Consider the following 21,912-nt stretch of genomic DNA (forward strand, 5'->3'; position numbering starts at 1 on the left):
CCGCACACCTAGCCTGGCGTAGAACCGCCTTCATTCCACATGCGACCTGCCCTGCGCGGGTCGTACGAAGGATTTCATGCAAAATATCCTGACTCGCACGCTGTCCAGCCTTTGGCGCTCACCGGCCATCTGGCTCAGGTGGAGTGCAGCGCGGCACAAGTTCGAGTACGAGCCCATCCTGCGTTCCGACCTGTTCAATGCGCAGCAGATGGCAGACCACGGTATCGTACTGGCACGCCAACATGTGCTCGGGCGTCTTTCAAGAAAGGACGCCTTGCTGGGCCGCCTGACTGACAACCAACTGCTTCTGGAACGTAGTTGCGCAGCGCTCAAGACCGTACAACTGTCCAGCCGGCGCGCCACCCCTGCGGCGGAATGGCTGCTGGACAACTTCTACCTCATCGAAGAAAACATCCGTACCGCCAGGACCCACCTGCCCGACGGCTACAGTCGCGAGTTGCCACGCCTGGCCGAAGGTCCTTCGGCAGGCCTGCCGCGGGTCTACGACATCGCCCTGGAAACCATCGCTCATGGCGATGGCCGGGTCGACGCGCCAAGCCTGGATTGTTTCATCGCCTCTTATCAGACCATCACGCCGCTGGCCCTGGGCGAGCTATGGGCAATCCCGATCATGCTGCGCCTGGCGCTGATCGAGAACCTGCGGCGTGTGGCGTCCCGGGTAATGGCCAACCGGGATGACCGTAACCTTGCCGATGACTGGGCCGATCGATTGATCGAAATGGCCGAGCGCGACGCCAAGAGCGTGGTATTGACCGTTGCCGACATGGCGCGGTCGGCACCGCCGATGACGCCTTCATTCGTTGCAGAGCTGGCGCGCCGCCTGCACGGGCAAAGCGCCGCGCTGATATTGCCCATGGCGTGGATAGAACAAACGCTCGGCGAGTCCGGCCTTACCGTCGAGCGCCTGGTGCAGATGGATGCCCAGCAGCAATCCGGTGACCAGGTGTCCATCAGCAACAGCATCGCCAGCCTGCGGTTGCTGGCGGCGACCGACTGGCGCGAGTTCGTCGAGCTGCTCAGTCATGTCGAACAGGTATTGTGCACGGACCCGGCGGGTGTCTACGCGAACATGGATTTTGCTACCCGCGATCGTTACCGCCATGTGGTCGAACGCCTCGCCCGGCATTGTGTGCAGTCTGAAACCAAGGTGGCACAAGCCGCCATTGAACTGGCCAGCACCCCACAGCCCGCCGGCCGTGTAACCTCGCACGTGGGCTATTACCTGGTGGCTGACGGGTTGCTCAGCCTGGAGCAGGCGCTGCACGCCAGCGTGCCGCTGCTCGAACGATGGAAGCGCCTGCTCCAGAGCGCCCCGTTGAAGTTCTACCTGTACCCTGCACTGCTGCTGACACTGCTGTTGGCCTGGCCATTTCTCAGCAGTGCTTATCGCAGCGGCACGCCAACCTGGTGCCTGGTCCTGCTCGCCGTGCCCGCGCTATTGATGACCAGCCGTCTGGCGATCGGGCTGGTCAACTGGCTGGTAACCCTCACGGTAGCCCCGTCGCTACTGCCCCGCCTGGACTACAGCAAGGGCATACCGGCCGAGGCGCGTACGCTGGTGGCGGTGCCTACGATGTTTGCCAACGCTGGCGACATCGAGGCCCTGGCGGAAGGCCTGGAAGTGCGATTCCTGGCCAATCGCGATGCCAACCTGCATTTTGCGCTGCTCAGTGACTTCATGGACGCCCCTGCCGAGGTGATGCCCGAGGATGCCGAATTGCTCGCACTGGCGCGCCAACTGATCGAGGCGCTCAACCACAAATATGCCGATGGCCAGGTCGACCGGTTCTTCCTGCTGCACAGACCCAGGCACTGGAGCTCTACCGAGCGGGTATGGATGGGGCATGAGCGCAAGCGTGGCAAACTCGCCGAGCTCAACGCATTGCTGCGTGACAAAGGACTGCCTGGTAAAGGAAAACAGCGCTTTGCATTGATCGTCGGTGATGTCGCGCCACTGAGTGCCGTACGCTTCGTCATCACCCTGGACACCGATACCTTGCTGCCACGGGATGTCGCGCGTCAGTGCATCGGTACCATGATGCACCCGCTGAACCATCCGGTATTCGATGAACAGAGCGGCAAGATCGTCAGCGGTTACGCCATCCTCCAGCCACGCGTGGGGATCAGCCTGCCCAGCACGGCACGCTCGACCTACGCCCGCCTGTTTGGCAGCGATGCAGGTATCGACCCCTATACCCGCGCCGTCTCCGATGTTTATCAAGACCTGTTCTACAACGGTTCCTTCATCGGCAAGGGCATCTATGCCGTCGACGCCTTCGAACAGGCACTCGAAGGCTGCCTGCCCGACAACCGCATCCTCAGCCATGACTTGATCGAAGGGTGCTACGCCCGCTGCGGGCTGCTCAGCGATGTACAACTGTATGAGGAATACCCGTCTCGCTACAGCGCCGATGCCAAACGCCGACACCGCTGGATTCGCGGAGACTGGCAAGTGCTGTACTGGGCCTTGCCTTGGGCACCGAAACCCCAGGGAGGATTCGCGCCCAACCTTCTGAGCAACCTTGCCCGCTGGAAGATTTTTGACAATCTGCGCCGCAGCCTGGAGCCAGGCGCCTTCCTGGCCATGCTGGCATGGGGCTGGTTGGGTTCGAGCGAGGCCGTCTCCTGGACATTGGCAGTGCTCGGCCTGGTATTTCTCCAACCGGTACTGCAGTCGGTACTCGCGCTGGTACAGAAAGCTGCCGATATTCCATTGGGGCACCACCTGAGCGCGGCATTGCGGACCTCGGGCCAGCATTTCATGCGAGCGCTGTTGTCGATTGTCTGGTTGCCCTCCGATGCGTTGTTGAGCTTCGATGCGATTGGCCGCTCACTGTGGCGCATGCTGGTCAGCAAACGCCGCCTGCTGCAATGGCAACCTTCCCGTGAGGTGGAGCGTTCCAGTGGCAACGATCTGTCCGGCATGTATAAAAGCATGTGGATTGCCCCTGCGCTGGCGCTGCTGCTATTCGCGGCCCTGCTCCCCTCTCTCCATGTACTCGCACTGGCGGCGCCCTTGCTGTTGGTGTGGCTGGCGAGCCCGGCGATTGCCTGGTGGATCAGCCTGCCGACAACACCGACGGGGTTCAGTCCGTCAGCGCAAGACCTGCGATTCCTGCGCATGCTGTCACGCCAGACCTGGGCGTTCTTCGATCGCTATGTGGGCCCTGAGGACAACTGGTTGCCGCCGGACAACGTCCAGGAAATACCCAAGCCGACCATTGCCCATCGCACCTCACCGACCAACATGGGCATGGCCTTGCTCTCTCACCTGGCGGCCCACGATTTCGGTTATCTGAGCAGCTCACGCTTGCTCGAACGCATCACGGCAACGCTTGAAAGCATGGCCGGCCTTGAGCGTCATCGTGGGCACTTCTACAACTGGTACGACACCCAGACACTGCAACCGCTGGCGCCTCGGTATGTGTCCACCGTGGACAGCGGCAACCTGGCGGGCCTGTTGCTCACCCTGCGGCCGGGGCTGCTGGGGTTGGTCGACACGCCCCTGTTCGACCGACGCACCCTTGGCGGCCTGGGCGACACCCTCGATGTGCTGCAGCAGGCGCTGCAGGACGCGGACCTCGATGACGTTGCCGTGCTTGAACTGCGCGCGAAGGTGGAGTCGGCGATTGTCCACGACACCCCGGACAACCTCCTGCAGTTACTCGATCAGGCGCAGGCCTTGGCAATCGACAGTCCGGCCAGCTCTGCTGAAGAAGCACACTACTGGCTGCAGGCATTGCAGGCGCAGTGTGCGGATCTGCGGGCAGAACGACTGCGCTTCGAGCTGCCGCAGGCACCCGCCCGGGCCAAGTCGCCAGCACTCACCCTGCGACACATGGCCGAGCTCGATTGCGCGCTGTGGCTGCCCACCGATCAGGCGCAAGTGCAGGCGGTACAACATCTGGCCCGCGCACGAATCAGCCAGCTGGAGCGCCTGGCCGAATTGTCCGCGTCACTGGCCAGCATGGACTTCACCTTCCTTTACGATGCCCAGCGTGACCTGTTCTCGATAGGCTACAACGCCGACGAACGCCGGCTGGACAACGGCTATTACGACCTGCTCGCTTCAGAGGTGCGCCTGACCAATTTCGTGGTCATCGCCCAGGGCCAGCTGCCGCAACAGGCCTGGTTCACCCTCGGACGCTTGCTCAGCAACAATCGCGGGGTGCCGGTACTGCTTTCCTGGTCCGGATCGATGTTCGAGTACCTGATGCCCAACCTGGTCATGCCCAGCTATGAAGGCACGCTGCTGGAGCAGACATGCCGCGCGGCCGTCGCCTTGCAGATCGAGCATGGCCACCAGTTGGGCATCCCCTGGGGCGTGTCCGAGTCGGGCTACAACACCCTGGATGCCCACTTCAATTATCAGTATCGGGCGTTCGGTGTGCCAGGCCTTGGCCTCAAGCGCGGGCTGGCCGAGGATACCGTGATTGCGCCGTACGCCAGCGCCCTGGCGCTGATGGTCGAACCGCAAGCGGCCTGTCGCAACCTGCAACGCCTGGCTGCCCAGGGGTCGGCCGGTCGCTATGGCCTGTACGAAGCGGTCGACTACACCGAGGCACGCCTGCCACGCGGCCAGCGCTATGCGGTCGTGCGCTCGTTCATGGCGCACCATCAGGGCATGAGCCTGCTGGCCTTGACCAGCCTGCTGCTGGACCGACCCATGCAGCGACGTTTCGAGTCGATCCCGGCCTTCCAGGCCACCCTCTTGTTGCTGCAGGAACGCGTACCGAAAACCGCCGCGCCCTACCTGCATGCGACCCAGGCGCCTGCCACGGGAGACAACGCAGGGATGCAGGAAACCAGGCTTCGCGTGTTCGCCGATCCCGGGCGCAAGCGCCCCGCCGTCCAGCTACTCTCCAACGGCCGTTATCACGTCATGCTCAGCAGTGCCGGCGGCGGTTACAGCCGTTGCAACGACATCGCCGTGACCCGCTGGCATGAAGACGCGACCCGCGACAACTGGGGCATGTTCTGCTACCTGCGCGATGTCAGCAGCGGCGTGTTCTGGTCCTCGGCGCACCAGCCGACCCTGCACCGGCCAGAAAGCCATGAAGCGATTTTCAGCGATGCCCGGGCCGAGTTTCGTGTTCGCGAGCTCGATTTCGATACGCACACCGAGATCGTCGTGTCTCCCGAAGACGATATCGAGTTGCGCAGGCTGCACATCACCAACCGCGGCCGCGTACGGCGTAGCGTGGAGATCACCACCTACGCCGAGGTGGTCCTGGCGCCGGCCATCAGTGATGCCATGCACCCGGCCTTCAGCAACCTGTTCGTGCAGACCGAACTGTTGCCGGCGCTGCAAGCCATCGTCTGCACCCGCAGGCGGCGCTCCAGTGAGGAAGCCGTGCCCTGGATGTGCCATCTGCTGGCTGCCCATGGCGTGGACATCGACGCCATTTCCTACGAGACCGATCGAGCGCGATTCATCGGTCGAGGGCGCGACGTTGCAGCACCGGCGGCGCTCGATGGCCATGTCCAGCAGCTTTCCGGCACCGCCGGCTCGGTGCTGGACCCGATCGTGGCGATCCGCTGCCGCATTGCCCTGGAACCCGGGCAAACGGCGACCATCGACCTGGTGACCGGCGTCGCGGACAGCCGTGAGGGTTGCCTGTACCTGATCAATAAATACCGCGACCGGCACCTCGCCGATCGCGTCTTCGACCTAGCCTGGACCCACAGCCAGGTGTTGCTGCGTCAACTCAATGTAGCGCCGGAAGATGCTCGCCTGTTTGAACAGATGGCCGCTTCGATCCTCTACGCCAATGCCTCGATGCGCGCGGAAAACAGCGTATTGATGGCCAATCGACGTAATCAATCGAGCCTCTGGGGCCAGGCGATCTCCGGCGACCTGCCCATCGTTCTGCTGCAGATCGCCACCGTCGAGAACATCGAGCTGGTGCAGCAGATGGTCAAGGCCCATGCCTACTGGCGGCAAAAGGGGCTGGTGGTGGACCTGGTCATCTGGAACGAAGACCAGGCCGGCTATCGCCAGCAACTCCAGGACCTGATCATGGGTGTGGTGACGTCCGGCAGCGAAGCCTCGTTGATCGACCATCCCGGGGGCATTTTCGTGCGTCCGGCACAGCAGTTGTCGAACGAGGACCGGACGCTGATCCTGTCGGTGGCGCGCCTGGTACTGAGCGAAGGCAACGGCGGCATTGCCGAGCAGGTTCATCGGCGTCACGCCAGCCCGGTGTACCCGGCGCTGGTCCCCACACTCAAGCGCCAGGCAAAAGCAACGGCGGCCGCTCCCCTGTCCGCTATCGAAGGTTTGCTCCTGGGCAACGCCTATGGCGGCTTCAGTGCCGATGGCAGCGAGTACGTCATGACCTTGCAGCCTGGCAGGCCGACGCCGGCGCCATGGGCCAACGTGTTGGCCAACCCGCATTTCGGCACGGTGATGTCCGAAAGTGGTGGCGCTTACACCTGGATGGAAAATGCTCACGAATTTCGCCTGAGCCCCTGGCATAACGACCCGATCACCGACGCCAGTGGCGAGGCGATCTATGTGCGCGATGAAGAAACCGGGCATTTCTGGTCGGTGACGCCACAGCCTTGTCCCGGTACCGGTGAGTACCGTACTCGGCACGGCTTCGGCTACAGCGTCTTCGAGCACGATGAAGACGGTATCCACACCGAGTTGTGGGTGTATGTGGCGCTGGATGCTTCGATCAAATTCTCGCATTTGCAGATTCGCAATCGCTCAGGCCGCGCCCGACGTCTGTCGACAACCTGCTATGTCGAGTGGGTGCTGGGCGACTTGCGCAGCAAATCAGCGATGCATGTGGTGACGGAAGCCGACCCCAGCAGCGGCGCATTTTTCGCCAGGAACGCCTATTCGATCGAGTTTTGCGAACGGGTGGCGTTCCTCGATACCGATTCGACCGACACCAGCATCAGCGGCGATCGCAGTGAATTCATCGGTCGCAACGGCAGCCTCAAGGCTCCTGCCGGATTACAGCAGGCACGGCTGTCGGGCCGTACCGGTGGTGGCCTGGATCCCTGTGCGGCGATACAGGTTGCCCTCAACCTCGACAACGGTGATGACCAGGACGTGGTTTTCCGGCTCGGTGCAGCCAGGGATACCGCGTCAGCCCTGCGCCTGGTTCAGCAGTACCGGGGCCTGGGGGCGGCAACCGCACAACTCGAGGCGGTACGCGAGCATTGGCGTTCGCAGCTGGGCGTGATTCAGGTCCAGACCCCCGACCCGAGCATCGATGTCATGGTCAATGGCTGGCTGATGTACCAGGTGATCGCTTGTCGCTTCCAGGCCCGCAGTGGCTACTATCAGTCCGGCGGGGCCATCGGCTTTCGCGATCAACTGCAAGACAGCATGGCGATGATCCATGCCGATCCCGCCAGCGTGCGTAGCCATTTGTTGCTGTGTGCAGCCCATCAATATGCCGAAGGCGACGTTCAACACTGGTGGCACCCGCCGCTCGATCGGGGTGTGCGCAGTGGCTGTTCGGACGATTATCTGTGGCTGGCGCTGGCGACCAGCCACTATGTCAGCGTCACCGCAGACCTCAGCGTGCTGGCCGAACCCGTGGGTTACCTTGAAGGCCGCCCGCTCAATGCCGGGGAGGAGTCCTATTACGACCTGCCGGGCAAGTCGCACCTTGAAGAAAGCCTCTATCAGCATTGTGTACGCGCCATCGAACACGGCCTGCAGCGTGGCAGCCACGGCTTGCCCTTGATCGGCACGGGCGACTGGAACGACGGGATGAACCGGGTCGGCCATCTGGGCCAAGGGGAAAGCGTGTGGCTGGGCTTCTTCGGCTTTGATGTTCTCCAGCAGTTCGCCATCACCGCCCAATTGCATGGCGACCCTGTTTTCGCACAGCGTTGTACCCAGCAGGCCGCCATGCTGCAGGCCAGTCTGGAGGAGCATGCCTGGGACGGTTCATGGTACCGGCGCGCCTGGTTCGACGACGGTCAGGTCCTGGGTTCGGCCAACAATGACGAGTGCCGCATCGACTCGATCTCGCAAAGCTGGTCGGTACTGTCGGGGGCCGCCTCGCAAACGCGGTGCCGCACTGCCATGGCTTCATTCGAGCAGCACTTGGTACGGCCCGACACAGGTGCGGTACTGCTGCTCGATCCGCCCTTCGACACAGGGTCGCTCGAGCCCGGCTATATCAAGGGCTATGTGCCGGGCGTACGGGAAAATGGCGGCCAGTACACCCATGCCGCAGTCTGGGCCGGCATGGCGTTCGCCGAGCTTGGCGACAACGCCAGGGCCTGGCGGTTGCTCAACATGATCAACCCCGCGGGCCATGAAATCGCCAGCCGGATCGAAACCTACAAGGTCGAGCCCTATGTCATGGCTGCCGACGTCTACGGCACGCCGCCCCATGCGGGCCGTGGGGGTTGGACCTGGTACACCGGGTCGGCCGGCTGGACGTACCGGTTCATCGTGGAGTCATTGCTCGGCGTGCAGCGAGTCGGGACTGCATTGCATATCGTACCGCTGCTTGCGCAGGGCTGGCCTGGCTACACGCTGCGCTACCGCTATGGAGCGACGCATTACCAAATCAATGTACGCCCCGGCACAAGCACTACAGCTTCGATCACGCTGGACGGCGAGCTGCTGGGCAATGACACGCTGGAATTGCTCGATGACGGTAAAGAACACCAGGTCCTGGTGACATGCCCGGTAAAAGCGCACCAACCCGAAACCCCAGGGTGGGATAGAACCGTCGAAGCCGATCTTGAGCGCTGAGATACAGCGCTCTTGGCAGGCCTGGATTCAGACAGGAAAACTCGGGCCCTGGTGGTGCGGCTGCACGGCCTCACCCAGCTTGGTGTGTACCGGCTGGTTGGCAGACTGGCCAGGCTTGTAATGAAGGGGGATCGGCATGTTCTGTGGCTGTTTCGCAGTGGGCTTGCCGGGGCCCTGGCGAAGATTCGGGTCAATGTGCTTGCTCATGACAACCTCCAACGTTTGGCGCTGCAGATGCAGCGCCGTACCCTTGAGCATCGCAGATTGCCGGGCTTGCTTCGGTGCGTTGCCCCGCATAGTGCGCTTTGGAGTAACCTGTCCCGATCAGGGTATTCGCCCTTGAACGGTGGCTGATATGTTTGCTGTACCCAAGCCACAACAGAACTACCTCCTGGCAGCGCTTCCGGCGCATGCGCTGGATCGCCTGCTCCCCCACCTCGAACCGGTCGAGCTGCCACTGGGCAAAGTGCTCTATGAGTCCGGCGGCGCTCTGCGGCACGTCTACTTCCCCACCGACGCCATCGTGTCGCTGTTGTATGTGATGGAGAACGGCGCCTCGGCCGAAATTTCGGTTGTCGGCAATGAAGGCCTGATCGGTGTTGCAGTCTTCATGGGCGGCGAAAGCACGCCCAGCCGCGCCGTTGTGCAAAGTGCCGGGCATGCTTACCGGTTACCCGGCCAGCAGCTCAAGGACGAGTTCAACCGCCATGAAGAGATGCTGCTGCTGATGCTGCGCTACACCCAGGCACTGATCACGCAAATGGCCCAGACGGCGGTGTGCAACCGCCACCACTCCATCGACCAGCAGCTGTGCCGCTGGTTGCTGTTGTCCCTCGATCGCCTGCAAGGCAATGAACTGACCATGACCCAGGAATTGATCGCCAACATGCTGGGTGTACGCCGCGAAGGCGTGACCGACGCCGCCGGCAAGCTACAGCGCCTGGGTGTTATCGAATACAGTCGGGGGCACATCAGGATCCTGGACAGGGCCAGGCTCGAGGAGCTGAGTTGCGAATGCTACGCCGTGGTTAGAAGAGAAACCGAACGATTGCTGCCCTACTTTCCATTGCGGCGTGACTAATGAATAAATCATGGCAAGGGCTTTCGACCCAGATAGACTCTCAATCGCGGGATCGCTAAACCCTCTGGATGCCCACCATTCCCAATCCACCCACGGCCAGGGTGCTGATTAACAAGCAGAACTGCTCACACCCCAGTTGGATAGTTGATTAACGATTAAAGGTGAATCTTCGGAAAGGCTCGCAAAAATGGACTCTATCAAGAATTGAGTCGCATCGATTAGTACCGATAGGTTGCCTGCACTGAAATCCCATTCGCACTATTTTCGTAGTCGGCACTGTATTCCGGTTGAAGACCGGAGTTGTTCGACTGCTTTACTGATACTTTGGAATCCCAGAGATAACCATAAGCAAAGTCTATCGTCAGATCGGCATTCGGCGAATAAGCACCGCCCAAGGTCACGGCCTGGCGATTCCCAACCGGAACGCGCACGCTGCGATCGGCATTGCCAATGGGCGACGGATCATAGGCGTAACCTGCGCGCAGCAGCCATTGTTGGTTCAATTGCCAGGAGGCGCCGACTGCGGTGGACCACGTGTCGTGCCAGTTCATTTCTTCGGTCACACTTCCCAGGCCAGCCGCTTGGCCCAGGGGGGAAAGACCGCTGTTGACTGCCTCGACCTTCTTGATCCGGCTCCACCGTTTCCAGGTGGTCCCCAGGTATCCCGTCCAGCGACTATTGAAATGATGGGTGATGGACGTGTCCACGGATTCGGGCATAGTGATGTCTATCTTGTTGTCATAGTTTCCGTCCAGCGGGATAACGCTCGGGGAGCCGGAAACCTCAGTATGCCCTTTGAGTTCATAGCTCACCTTCGAGTGATAGTTAATCCCCCAACGGGTCGCATCACTCAAATCAAACAAGACGCCGATGTTGTATCCAAATGCCGTGTCATCGCCTTTGATGGTGACCCGTGTGTCCTCGCCGTTGTTCAGGGCGCCGGTGGCCAGGTAGTTCTGAAGCTTGGCATTGAAATGGTTTATGGTCGGTCCGCCACCAATGGACACGTAATCATTGATCCGATAGGCAATGGTGGGCTGCAGGGTTATTTCCTTGGTCGTGCTATAGGAACCATGGTAGTGACCCTGAAAACTGCTCTCGTAGTCATTGATCAGGCCACTCGGAGCATAAAGACCCAGACCTATCGAAAAACGATCGTCAAGCGGCGTCGACATATAGGCGAAGGGCACGACCCCCAAAGGTACCGAGTCCCCTTTATTCGTTCCTGAGGCACTGCTCTGCGCATCACTGATGTCGTCGCTCACCGAGACGACCGCGGCTCCGCCGGAAATCTCACTACGCTTCAACTTGGTCAAGCCCGCAGGATTTCCAAAGATGGTACTGGCGTCCAGCGCCGAAGACGACCTTCCCGCATACGCCGTTCCCGCACTGCTTGCACTCTGTTCATTAAGGGCAATGCCATTGGCGCCCGCGGTTGTTGAGGCGGTGAGTATTGCGATGGCGCCGGTAAACTTAATCCAGGCAGCACTTGCTCGCGGAGCGGAGAAATAAGGAATCGCACGGCTATTCAGTTTCATTTTCCACCTCTTTATTATTTTTTTGATTGCACGCAGGCAAGGCTTCGCCTTCCTGTGCACTTGTCAGTGCCAGTTGAAGTTGACCGAAGTTGTGTAAAGGCCCTGGCGGAACAGCACCAAGGCATGTTTGCCGGGCTTACGGTGGCAAATTCGCGCTCATTCAAGCCACTCCACTTGAAAGCTGTAGCGACCCAGAAGGCGGGCCAGGTTCTCCTCATCGGCCCCAGCCCGTATGCATGCGACTAGCCCGCGACGACCGTCCTGTACCACGTCCACCGCAATCTCCCGCAGACACAGGTGCTCCACTTCCAGCTGGACTACCCTGGCAATCTCGCGCTGCTGCAAGGCGGGCTTGAATATCTTGCCCACGGCAGTCAGTGGCAGCGTTTCGAGGATTTCAATGCGCTTGGGAACTGCAGCCCGCTCGCTGATGTTGAGTTGAGCGAACGACTCAAGTTCTTCAGCGTTGCAGGTGTACCCGGGGCGCAGTTGAACGTAGGCGACCGGCACCTCGCCCGAATAGGCGTCGGGGCTGCCGATCGCACTGTGCTCGCAATGATCCCGCTAACGCGTAGTGTGTTCTGGGGGCCGATGGCAATTGCGATCATGGGCGGCCTTACCGTGGCGACGCTGCTGACGATTTTCTTCGTCCCGGCGTTGTACGCCGCATGGTTCAAGGTGGGTCGCGAGACAGCCGCTGGCACCCTGCCGGTGAGCTCGCCATCGCCACCGCGCAAAACCGGTTGTCCAGCGTGAACCGGACCACGGCCGTGCGCGGCGGCCATCGCCCGGTTGGCGCGAGCCACCGACATCAAGTGCTGCGACGGCTGTATGACGTTTTGTCAGTCAATCTGTATCTAACGTTCTCCCTTTGGCCGCCCTACTATCGTCCGCACCATCCAGGTGCATACCTCAGCGATCGCGAAAGCCGTTTTATACAGATTTAGCGCAGCTTCAATTCGTTATCTCTTCCTTCAGGAGTTACGCCATGCCCGAACTGTCCAACCTGCTTGCCTACGGCCTGATTTCACTCGGCATGGTGCTGACTCCCGGCCCGAACATGATCTATCTCATCTCGCGATCGATCTGCCAGGGGCGAATGGCCGGACTGATTTCCCTGGGTGGCGTGGCGTTGGGTTTCGTCGTTTATATGTTTTGCGCCGCACTGGGCATCACAGCCCTGGTCCTGGCGGTTCCCTATGCGTATGACGCCCTGCGACTCGGCGGCGCGCTCTATCTGCTCTACCTGGCCTGGCAAGCGGTCAAGCCCGGCGGCCGTTCTCCGTTCCAGGTGCGCGAGCTGCCCAAGGACAACCCGCGCAAGCTGTTTATGATGGGGTTTGTCACCAACCTGCTGAATCCCAAAGTCGCGGTCATGTATTTGTCGCTGCTGCCCCAGTTCATCGACCCCGCCGGCCACGGCAGCGTGCTGGCGCAATCCATCGTGCTTGGCTTTACGCAGATCGTCATTAGCGTGAGCGTCAACGCCCTGATTGCCATCATGGCTGGCTCCATTGCGACATTCCTCGCCAGCAGGCCCGTGTGGCAGACCGTGCAACGCTGGCTGATGGGGACGGTCCTCGCGGGCTTGGCCATGCGCATGACCGTCGAAGGATGACGCTAAACCGCAATGCTGTTCAGTTAAGGAAATTGTAGGAGCGTGCTTGCTCGCGATGGACTCAAGAGCGCCGCGTTTAGCCAGTAAATACGCGCTATCGTTAACGACCATCGTCGGAACGCCGCCCGGAGCAAGCTCGCTCCTACAGAGGACCACATTCGCTTAACTGAACAGCATTGGGCGCTAAACCGGGCTGTTTGCGGTTGGCGCATCGGGCACGCTGGAAAAAGATCTGCGCGGGTTAACGAAAGCCCCCGACGGATCGGGATGGGATGGGATGGGATGGGATGAGGACGACTAAATCTGTATCGCCTATGTCGACATCAGCCTGTGAAAGCAGCGTAGTAACCTGGCCACGGTGATGGGTCTGATGGTTGAAGAAATGCATCACCAGACCGTAAAAGTCCTTGTCGGACACGACACCCTTCAAGCTGGCGTAATGGAGGGTGTGGTCCAGATCGGACTCTGTAATAGAGCTGGCCCATTCGACGATTATCTGATCAAGCCTCTCTCGATACACTGAGAGTTCTCGAATAGTAGAGAACAACGCCTGGTCAAGGTTTTTCGGATCAGGAAGTCGCCTCACCGGCTCCAATGCCGAGTGGTTCGCTGGATGTTTGGCGAATCGCTTTAGCCACACGGTGTCTCCGGCTGCCACGTGGTTTAGCGTCCCGAGAATCGACCTGAAGAATGCTTTTCTATCAGCTGAGAGCTCATCATCGGACAAGCACCTGGCCGCTCCATGGATCTTTTCGTTCATCCATTTGTTATAGGTCGCCATCAGGCAGATATGGCCGGTACGGCTCATGTGCTCATCCTTTGAGTGGGTATTTGACAAGCGCTCCACGCTCATCGCAAAACCCAGTCTATTGCACGGTGACCCGTACGCGGTAGAGGTCGTTATTGCTCCGATACTCGCGGGTCGCCCCCCAAGAGGTAACCTTCGACATTTTCCATGGACAGGGCTTCGAGCAACACCTGCTCCAGGATGGCAAAAAAACATTTGATGTGGGCCTGCTTCAATGCCTGAGGCCGGGTCACCAGATAGACCTCCATATCTGGAAGGTGGAGATCCGGGAACAACCCGATCAGATCCTTCGCCAGTATACGGGGCAGTACGGCCACCCCCATACCTCGCCTCACCGATTCGAGCTGCACGGCGAACGAATTCACGCTGATCTGCGCGCGGTCCAGACCACCGGCCTTTGCCGCACGCATTTGCGGCAACATGTCCAGCGGGGGAAGCAAGGCAACATTGACCGCAGTGGCCGGGGTCACCCCTGGAAACCGCTTCAGATAACCTGCATCAGCGAAGACACCGTAGGCGAGCCGGCCTATGGGTCGATAAATCAGCGACGGCTCACCCAGATGAGCCGTACGTACAGCAATGTCTGCCACGCCGCGGACGATCTTGTGAAAGTCGGCTGTTACCATCAGCTCCACCGAGCAACGCGGGTGCAGAGAAGTGAAGCGACTCGCGGCCTCCAGCACACAAGACGAGAACCCCTCTCCTGCACTGACCAGGACACTGCCAGATAGCTCTGTGTGTAGCTCGGATATGCCAGCAGCGGTTTGACGCCTCAAGCCCGCTTCCGCCGCCAGGGCAACTTCCACGAGGGACTGGCCCCGCGAGGTCAACCAGCATCCTTCAACGCCCCGCTCGACGAGTGGCTCGCCCAGTGCGACCTCAAGCTGGGTCAGGCGGCGGGACACGGTAGACGCCGCGATACCCAGCAACTGGCCAGCTTGAAGGAAGCTGCCACGCCGCGAGACTGCCAACAGCAGACGAAGATCGTCCCAATTTGCTTGCAACGCCATGCGTCCTGTCCTCCCTGGTCTGCATATGTGCAAATCCATTATGCAGTAGTCGCTGTTTTTCGGGAGAGGCCACAACGGTATATCTACAGGCCCTCGACACGAATGGAATGGACTGTAATGACGACTGGCCCCAACGACTATGCGCAACGCGCCTCAAGAGCCTTCAATCGCCGTGATGTGGAGGCGATGCTTGCGTTGGTTTGCGAAGACTTCATCTACCTCGATGGTATGGGGATTCAAACCGGTCGCGACGCCATGCGCAAACGAGAGACTGCGCTGTTCGAAGCGTTCCCTGATGCCCAAGTGACCTTCACCCCATTCATGGTCGCTGGCGATCTTCTGGCGCTAACTGCCAAACTGACTGGCACCTTCGCCGCACCCTTGGTGCTGCCAGGCCGGGTGATTGCACCCCATGGACGCCATATTACCGTGCACTACGCCGCACACTTCACCTTCAGAAACGGGCTGGCCATCCGTGAAGAGGTCTTCTTCGACAGTGCGGTGTTGATGCCGTCAGCCGAACAGGGTGAGGGTTGAACCATGCGCAGCGCATTCGTTACTGGAGCAACCGGCTTGCTGGGCAACAACCTGGTGCGTGAATTGGTCGCTCGTGGCTACACGGTCAAAGGCCTGGTCCGCTCAAGAGCCAAAGGTGAACAGCAGTTCAACAATCTGCCGGGGGTGGAGCTGGTCGTGGGTGACATGGCCGATGTCGACGCATTCGCAGCATCGCTGCAAGGTTGCGATACGGTGTTTCACACCGCGGCGTTCTTTCGCGATAACTACAAGGGTGGCAGCCACTGGAAAGAACTCGAAAAGATCAACGTGTCTGGTACGCGGCGCCTGCTTAACCAGGCCTACCGCGCCGGTATACGACGGTTCATCCATACGTCTTCCATTGCCGTGCTCGACGGCGCACCTGGCTCGTCCATCGATGAGACATGTCTGCGGGCCGATGCCGACGCGGATGACTACTACCGCAGCAAGATCCTCGCCGACCGTGTCGTCTTGTCGTTCCTGGAAGCACATCCCGAGATGCATGCCTGCATGGTCCTGCCCGGCTGGATGTGGGGTCCTGCCGACATTGGTCCGACCTCCTCGGGACAGTTGGTCAACGATGTCGTGAACGGCAAGTTGCCCGGGCTGATCCCTGGCAGCTTCTCCGTTGTCGATGCCCGTGATGTGGCATGGGCGCTGATTGCTGCCGCCAAACAGGGCCGACGAGGTGAGCGCTATCTCGCGGCGGGCCAGCATATGACGATGCGTCAGCTGGTCCCTGTTCTAGGACGTATCGCGGGCGTCAAGACACCCGTTCGACAACTACCGCTCCCCCTTCTATACACCTTGGCGGCTGTGCAGGAGATCTATGCGCGCCTTACCGGCAAGCCCATTCTGCTGAGCATGGCCACGTTGCGCCTGTTGGTACGAGAGAAGGACCGCACCTGTTTCAACCACCGCAAGAGTGAACAAGAGCTTGGCCTGAGTTTCCGGGCGCTAGAGCTGACAATCACTGATACCGTGGCTTGGTACCGCGATCACGGCTGGTTTGAAAAGCACAGTGCGCGTGCCTCGAAGAAAAAAAGCTCATCCGTCATGGTCGACAACTGACTTTCGGAAACGGATTTACCGTCTAGCCCCAAAGCCGATAGTCTCGAGCCTCATTGTGCGGTTTGATGCTGGCACGCGAGGCGTACCTGGAGTTCCCGAAACCGCACTTCCTGGTCATTTACCACATGCAAGAACAAGGACGTAAATTTGTGAACAGGGAAATAATCCTGATGCGTCACGGCCAGCCAAAACTGGCCGCAACCGACAAAATCTCAGCGTTCGAGATGAAAGACTGGATCGAGCAATACGATCGATCCGAAATTACCCGCCACCCGGTCCCGCCTGCCAGTCTGCAACTCGCCGCAACCGCCACGGTGATTGTTTCAAGCAGCGCGCCTCGTGCGCTGACCTCCGTCCAGGCGCTCGGCCTGAAGCCTGCACTGGTCGACGCACTTTTCTGCGAAGCACAACTGCCTTGTGGTCATTGGAAACGGCCACGGCTATCGCCGTTTACCTGGGCATTTATCCTTCGAGTCTTATGGCTGTGCGGTTACTCACGCAACGTCGAATCCGCCGGCACTGCGAGGATGCGCGCCAGTGTGGCAGCCAAACGATTGCAGTCCCTTGCCAGCGATGGACCGGTTCTGCTGCTCGGTCATGGCTTTATGAATCGAATGATCGCCAATCAACTGGTGGCCGACGGATGGGCTCGCCAAAAACGTAACGGCAGTCAGTACTGGAGTGCGACCGTGTATCAGTACGATGGTGTGTAAGAGGCGGCAGATGGTCGGCGAACCTGGCCATCATGACGTGGGCTAGCAGACCCGCTGTCGGGAGGCCCTTGTCGATGACCTGCGCGGTACCGGCGCCTGGATATCGAAAGGAGCAGCGCGGCCATTAGTTTTCATTGATAATCGGCACGCTGCAGCTGCATTAAGGGACGATTCATTCAAGGGAGAGAAGTCGTGTCAGCCACATCTGGAAACAGCAACATTTTTCGCCTGGCAACCGCCCAGGCATTGGCGGGTGGTAACTCAGTCATCGTCTACGCAACCGGCGCTATCGTGGGAGACATGCTTGCACCGGATAAAGCATTGGCGACGCTGCCTATCTCCATTTTTGTCGTGGGCATGGCGAGCTGCACGCTACCTGCCGGTGCCATTGCGCAGCGCTATGGGCGCAGTCCCGTGTTTATGCTGGGAGCGTTGTGCGGCACCCTGATGGGAGTGCTGGCTGCGATTGGCATTTATTGGTCCTCCTTTTTCATCTTCTGTGCTGCGATGCTGTTTGGTGGCGCTTATGCCGCTGTGGTGCTGACGTTTCGTTTCGCCGCCGCAGAATGCGTTCCAGAAAACAGGCAGCCCTGGGCGCTTTCAATCGTCATGGCTGCCGGGCTGGTGGCGGGTGTACTAGGTCCACAGACGGTCACCTATACGATGGACCTATGGGAGTCACACCTGTTTATCGCTACTTACGTTGCAGCCGCATTAATGGCAGTGGTTTCGGCGGCGGTGCTGTCAGGTGTCGATTTGCCACGCCATGAGGCGGCTGTTCGTACTCCAGGTCGCCCGCTTGCGGTGATTGTTCGGCAGCCTCGACTCATCAACGCCATGCTCTGTGGTGTCATTATTTACACCTTGATGAATTTCCTGATGACTTCGGCCCCACTGGCAATGAAGCATGAGGATCTTTCACTGGAATCATCGAATCTGGCATTGCAGTGGCACGTCATTGCAATGTACGCACCCAGTTTTTTCACTGGAAATCTGATCCGCCGTTTTGGAGCAAACCGCGTTGTGTTGATGGGGTTGATGTTAACCGGCGCGTCTGTTGCTGTCGGGCTTGCCGGCGTGCAGTCCTACCACTTTTATTTATGTTTGGTGCTTCTAGGGATTGGCTGGAATTTCGGTTTTGTCGGCGCCTCTGCGCTCGTCCTTCAGTGCCATAAAACAAGCGAAAGAAACAGTGTCCAGGCGCTCAATGATTTCATTGTCTTTGGCGCCATGGTACTCGGCTCGTTTGCATCGGGAGGTATATTGAATCGATACGGTTGGACCGTTATCTGTGCGCTTGCCTTTGTACCTGTGCTGGTTGCCATAGCGACGTTGATGTTGAGCGAGCGTCGCGTCAGGTATTCAACTCAGGAACGCACAAGCTAGTTCCGCGGGACTGGCTTAGCCTCCAGACCATGATTCGATTCACGCTGGATAACCGGTTTTGCGCAGTGGCAATGGCGAGCGCACCTTGTTCAACTTGCTGACACCTCCTTTGTGTGACGAAAAGCGTAGCAGGCAGCAAAAAGCCCGCTCAGTGGCGGGCTTTCTGTACGGGGTCAAATCCTTTTGTTCGTTCAATCTGCACTCCATTCCGTGAGCGTTTCGTGAAAAGCATGTCGCAGATACGAAAAGCCCGGCGAGGGTGTGATCAGGCGCATATTGCACCCCCTGATGATTCTGTCTAGCCGATTGCAGGCTGCTGCCAAACGATCTAACGGTCGGTGCCGGATAAAGCATAGACTGAAAAGTAACCTTCTCCGCCAAGGTCAAGGGTAAGGTGATCTAGCGTGTAATCGTTACACGCTCCTGATTTTACGCGCTATAGCATGAGTCTCTTGGTTGGCTCCTGTTGAGGGTAGCCACCATGCTTTCCAGTCTAGAGCTTCGATACCTGGTCGAGAGAAGCTTTCTCCCGATGTATTGCGCATGCTCAGTTTCATCTGACAACTGTCTTACTGTTCGTATCTACAGTCCAGAGACAGGCCGGATAGATCTTTTCTCTACCGGCATCTCCTGTTCCGAGCTCAACAGCAATCGTGCAATAGAGAGTATGCTCGCCAACCTGCGCAATGATCTCAACGCACATACCGAGCAACTTTCGCTCGTGCGTAATCATTGAGCCCCAGAACCCCGAGCCAGCAACGCTTATGGTCAGGGGCGGTGCCGCGTCTTTTTACTTAGACAACTCCTCGGCGCCGGCAACCATGGTCAAGTATGTTTCAGCAGCTGCAGCAAACCTTCCACATCAGCTAGCGCTGGAGCATGGGCTCCGGCATGGCGGCAAGATATGGATGCGCAAGCCGCTGAAAATTGCAGGCGTTCTCTCAAGTCCGCGATCCCCAGCAACTGCGCAGCCAGCCAACCAGCCATACAAGCGTCTCCTGCTCCAACCGTGTCTTCCACCTTCACGGCAATCGCCGGCTGATCGAGTTGGCTGTCCGGGGTGTGGAGAATCATCCCGTGTTCTCCTCGGGTAAAAAGGATCTGCGCCTGAGGATTAAGAGCGCGAAGCTCATCCATTGCCTGGTGTTCTGTCAGCCCTGGATAAATTTGCCGAAGGTCTTCATCGGAAAGCTTGATCATGTCAGCAAGGGTGGTCATCGTAGGGAAGGTCTGCTCCCGATAATGGCTATCCATTAAATTGCGCCAGTTCGGATCATAGCTAATCCGTTTACCGGCTTCTTTGGCCTGCTGAGCAATTTTAACCAGCTTGTCTGCGAGTGGCTGTCGGGCCAAACTGATGCAGCTGAAATGACACAGCTCTGCTTGGTTGATCCATCCTTCGGGCATCAGATCCGGATCAAAAAACAGATCGGCATCTCCAGCAAAAAAGTATCTTGGAGGACGGCTCGATGGAACGATGGCGACCAAAGGATCTCGGTCTACCCGTTGGATAAACCTCATATCCAATGCTGCCGCTTCCGACTGCGAAACTATCTCGTCACCCAGAGAATCCATACTCACCGCCCCAGCAAAAGCGCTGCTGACACCCAAGCGACTTAGCGCTCGTGCAACGTTCCAGGGAGCACCACCCGGGTAACCCTTCCACTGTCCAGGAGTGCCTTGGACAAGATCGGTCAGGGCTTCGCCAAACACTACTGCGCGAGGCAATACCATCGTCATTTCCTCAATATTTTGTCGTAGGGAACTGCCGACAGGTGCGCTGAAGGCGTGTTGGCCGGACCCGTTCAAATATTAAAACCAGGTTTCCATCTGTATACCGTATTGCCATACACCTCCGGCTTTGAAGTCCGTCATGCCAAAGGAGTCTGTGGTACTGAACTTGTCCAGATCCGAAGACCAGTTCATGAAGCTTGCGAACACTCGCAATTCGGGACGTGTGAGAAGATCTCCAACGTCAGGTTTGAAGGTCGGGGCGACAGTGAATTTCCAAAAGTTACCGTCGACCGCATTACGCTGTAGATAGTCCTTCGGGTCGAGGTTCATGGTTTGCCAGCTTATTTCGTAGGCCATCTCGAAGTTGCTGTTGATTTTATTGGCCAATCGCACGTTCAGGGTCAGCCAGCGGTAGTCGTCACCCTTGACGTATCTATCCTTGCTCTGTTCGGCCAGCAAGCTGGGGCCGATGCGCCAGTCAGGCGCAAGGGGTGTCTCACCGTAAAGTGCCAGACGCAGAGCGCGGGCATCATCAATCAGTTCACCATCCGAGCCGACGTTCTTGACCTCGGCTCCCAGACCTTGCCCATAGAGCAGCGCCGTTTTGAAGAAGCCTTCTCTGCCGAAAAAGTTTTTCTGGTGATTGGCCAGCATGCTGTGCAAGCCGGAATCCGCAGGCGTCAAACCCGCCGCATTGGTGCGGGTAGCGAAATCGTTTTTCTTTGCGCCGATGGCATTGAACATCCACTGCCACTGACCATCCTCGAAGAACTGGTTGGAGGTCAGGATGTAGCTTTCTACATCGGCACTAAGATCGCCTTGACTGAAATCCCCGTAGTTACGCCCGATCAAAGAGTAGTTCGAACGCCAATTCTTGTTCATCTGCATATCGTAGATTCCACCCCCGGTGCCGGCCAGATAGACAACGTCCGAGTCCAGCCAGTGGATATCGAAATTATCTCTATCGAATCGCTTGCCTGCCCACAGGGTGGCGTTCTCGAACACTGAATTGCCCTTGAACGCAGCGACATGGTCAAGCGCTGTGAATACCTGGCGCACGTTCAGTTTGCTTTCGTCGGCCGTCCAGTCATTGGAACTTTCCACACCATCGGCGATGGAGACCGTGAATTTGGAACGGGTGCCGTTTTGCGCATAGATTTCTTTCGACAGGTCTATACGCATGTAGGTGTCGTCCTCGTTACCGAGTCGCCCGACTGCACCACCGACTGAACCGGCAGGAGTTTCATAAGGGCCGCCACGACCACCACCCAGCCGATCGTTGATCAACAATCCGGAGCGGGCGTAGCCGTTGAAGCTGAACCCATCAGTGAGGTGTCCGGTACTGCCCTCTTTCTCCAGGCTTTGCTGACGAGCTTCGAGTTTTGCCACTCGGGTATCCAAAGCGGGCGCCGAAATTACTGCCGCAGTAGACGCGGCGGGCGGCAAGGGAGCAGTGGCGAGTTTGATCTGCTGCAATTCCCTGGCAAGTGCCTGGGTTTGCTGTTCGGCCGCGGCTGCACGCTTCTCCGCTGCGCTGGTACGGGCTTCAAACGCGGCCATGCGTTCTTCCAGAGTCGCGGCCTGAGAGGTTACCGCCGAGGTGCCGAGCACGCCTGCGAGTAGCCAGCTTGATGCTTTCTGCATGTGGATTTCCTGTTTTGTTT

The 21,912-nt window shown here is 59.0% G+C and carries 14 protein-coding genes and 2 pseudogenes; 9 read left to right on the forward strand and 7 right to left on the reverse strand.

Going from position 1 to position 21,912, the window contains the following annotated elements; genetic code table 11:
- Nucleotides 1-76: 76 nt before the first annotated feature.
- A complete protein-coding gene (locus tag AC1DKH_RS23540; protein WP_477799451.1) occupies nucleotides 77-8,752 on the forward strand; it encodes a glycoside hydrolase family 94 protein in 8,676 nt (2,891 codons plus the stop codon).
- Between the two features lie 27 nt (nucleotides 8,753-8,779).
- Here AC1DKH_RS23540 and AC1DKH_RS23545 read toward each other — a convergent pair whose 3' ends face one another.
- Nucleotides 8,780-8,959 (reverse strand): hypothetical protein, encoded by a 180-nt coding sequence (locus AC1DKH_RS23545; protein ID WP_477756428.1) that lies wholly within the window; start codon nucleotides 8,957-8,959, stop codon nucleotides 8,780-8,782.
- Between the two features lie 148 nt (nucleotides 8,960-9,107).
- Here AC1DKH_RS23545 and AC1DKH_RS23550 point away from each other — a divergent pair, with 148 nt between their 5' ends.
- Nucleotides 9,108-9,833, forward strand: coding sequence for a Crp/Fnr family transcriptional regulator (locus tag AC1DKH_RS23550; RefSeq protein ID WP_477756429.1), 726 nt, complete (start codon nucleotides 9,108-9,110; stop codon nucleotides 9,831-9,833).
- Nucleotides 9,834-10,051: 218 nt separating this feature from the next.
- Here the strand turns inward: AC1DKH_RS23550 and AC1DKH_RS23555 are convergent, their stop codons facing one another.
- Nucleotides 10,052-11,371, reverse strand: coding sequence for an outer membrane protein transport protein (locus AC1DKH_RS23555; protein ID WP_477799452.1), 1,320 nt, complete (start codon nucleotides 11,369-11,371; stop codon nucleotides 10,052-10,054).
- A 156-nt stretch (nucleotides 11,372-11,527) separates the two neighbouring features.
- Nucleotides 11,528-11,917, reverse strand: a pseudogene (locus AC1DKH_RS23560) (AMP-binding enzyme); the annotation flags it as partial.
- Between AC1DKH_RS23560 and AC1DKH_RS23565 the strand changes: the two are divergent.
- Nucleotides 11,906-12,127, forward strand: a pseudogene (locus AC1DKH_RS23565) (hypothetical protein); the annotation flags it as partial. The pseudogenes AC1DKH_RS23560 and AC1DKH_RS23565 overlap by 12 nt on opposite strands.
- A gap of 232 nt (nucleotides 12,128-12,359) precedes the next feature.
- Nucleotides 12,360-12,989: a LysE family translocator gene (locus AC1DKH_RS23570; RefSeq protein ID WP_457266161.1), complete on the forward strand. Its 630-nt coding sequence runs from the start codon at nucleotides 12,360-12,362 to the stop codon at nucleotides 12,987-12,989.
- A gap of 241 nt (nucleotides 12,990-13,230) precedes the next feature.
- Here the strand turns inward: AC1DKH_RS23570 and AC1DKH_RS23575 are convergent, their stop codons facing one another.
- The gene (locus AC1DKH_RS23575; protein WP_477799453.1) at nucleotides 13,231-13,797 is read right to left on the reverse strand and encodes a DinB family protein; all 567 of its coding nucleotides are present in this window, start codon (nucleotides 13,795-13,797) and stop codon (nucleotides 13,231-13,233) included.
- Nucleotides 13,798-13,889: 92 nt separating this feature from the next.
- Nucleotides 13,890-14,807, reverse strand: coding sequence for a LysR family transcriptional regulator (locus tag AC1DKH_RS23580; protein ID WP_477799454.1), 918 nt, complete (start codon nucleotides 14,805-14,807; stop codon nucleotides 13,890-13,892).
- Nucleotides 14,808-14,924: 117 nt separating this feature from the next.
- Between AC1DKH_RS23580 and AC1DKH_RS23585 the strand changes: the two genes are divergently transcribed.
- The 5 genes from AC1DKH_RS23585 to AC1DKH_RS23605 all read left to right on the forward strand — a co-directional run bounded on the left by AC1DKH_RS23585 (nucleotide 14,925) and on the right by AC1DKH_RS23605 (nucleotide 19,250).
- Nucleotides 14,925-15,344 carry an ester cyclase gene (locus AC1DKH_RS23585; protein ID WP_477799455.1) on the forward strand — a complete coding sequence of 140 codons (420 nt, stop codon included), beginning with the start codon at nucleotides 14,925-14,927 and terminating at the stop codon, nucleotides 15,342-15,344.
- 3 nt (nucleotides 15,345-15,347) lie between these two features.
- Nucleotides 15,348-16,415: an SDR family oxidoreductase gene (locus AC1DKH_RS23590; protein WP_477799456.1), complete on the forward strand. Its 1,068-nt coding sequence runs from the start codon at nucleotides 15,348-15,350 to the stop codon at nucleotides 16,413-16,415.
- Nucleotides 16,416-16,585: 170 nt separating this feature from the next.
- On the forward strand, nucleotides 16,586-17,128 hold the full coding sequence (locus AC1DKH_RS23595) for a histidine phosphatase family protein (protein ID WP_477799478.1): 543 nt from the start codon (nucleotides 16,586-16,588) through the stop codon (nucleotides 17,126-17,128).
- Between the two features lie 192 nt (nucleotides 17,129-17,320).
- Nucleotides 17,321-18,514 carry an MFS transporter gene (locus AC1DKH_RS23600; RefSeq protein WP_477799457.1) on the forward strand — a complete coding sequence of 398 codons (1,194 nt, stop codon included), beginning with the start codon at nucleotides 17,321-17,323 and terminating at the stop codon, nucleotides 18,512-18,514.
- Nucleotides 18,515-18,995: 481 nt separating this feature from the next.
- A complete protein-coding gene (locus tag AC1DKH_RS23605; RefSeq protein WP_477755228.1) occupies nucleotides 18,996-19,250 on the forward strand; it encodes a DUF1652 domain-containing protein in 255 nt (84 codons plus the stop codon).
- 89 nt (nucleotides 19,251-19,339) lie between these two features.
- Here AC1DKH_RS23605 and AC1DKH_RS23610 read toward each other — a convergent pair whose 3' ends face one another.
- Together AC1DKH_RS23610 and AC1DKH_RS23615 are read right to left on the reverse strand one after the other, a co-directional pair.
- Nucleotides 19,340-20,248, reverse strand: a complete 909-nt coding sequence (locus AC1DKH_RS23610) for a carbohydrate kinase family protein (RefSeq protein WP_477799458.1) — start codon at nucleotides 20,246-20,248, stop codon at nucleotides 19,340-19,342.
- A 78-nt stretch (nucleotides 20,249-20,326) separates the two neighbouring features.
- Nucleotides 20,327-21,892 (reverse strand): carbohydrate porin, encoded by a 1,566-nt coding sequence (locus tag AC1DKH_RS23615; protein ID WP_477760515.1) that lies wholly within the window; start codon nucleotides 21,890-21,892, stop codon nucleotides 20,327-20,329.
- Nucleotides 21,893-21,912 lie beyond the last annotated feature (20 nt).

Source organism: Pseudomonas sp. 05L36 (genome assembly GCF_056398125.1).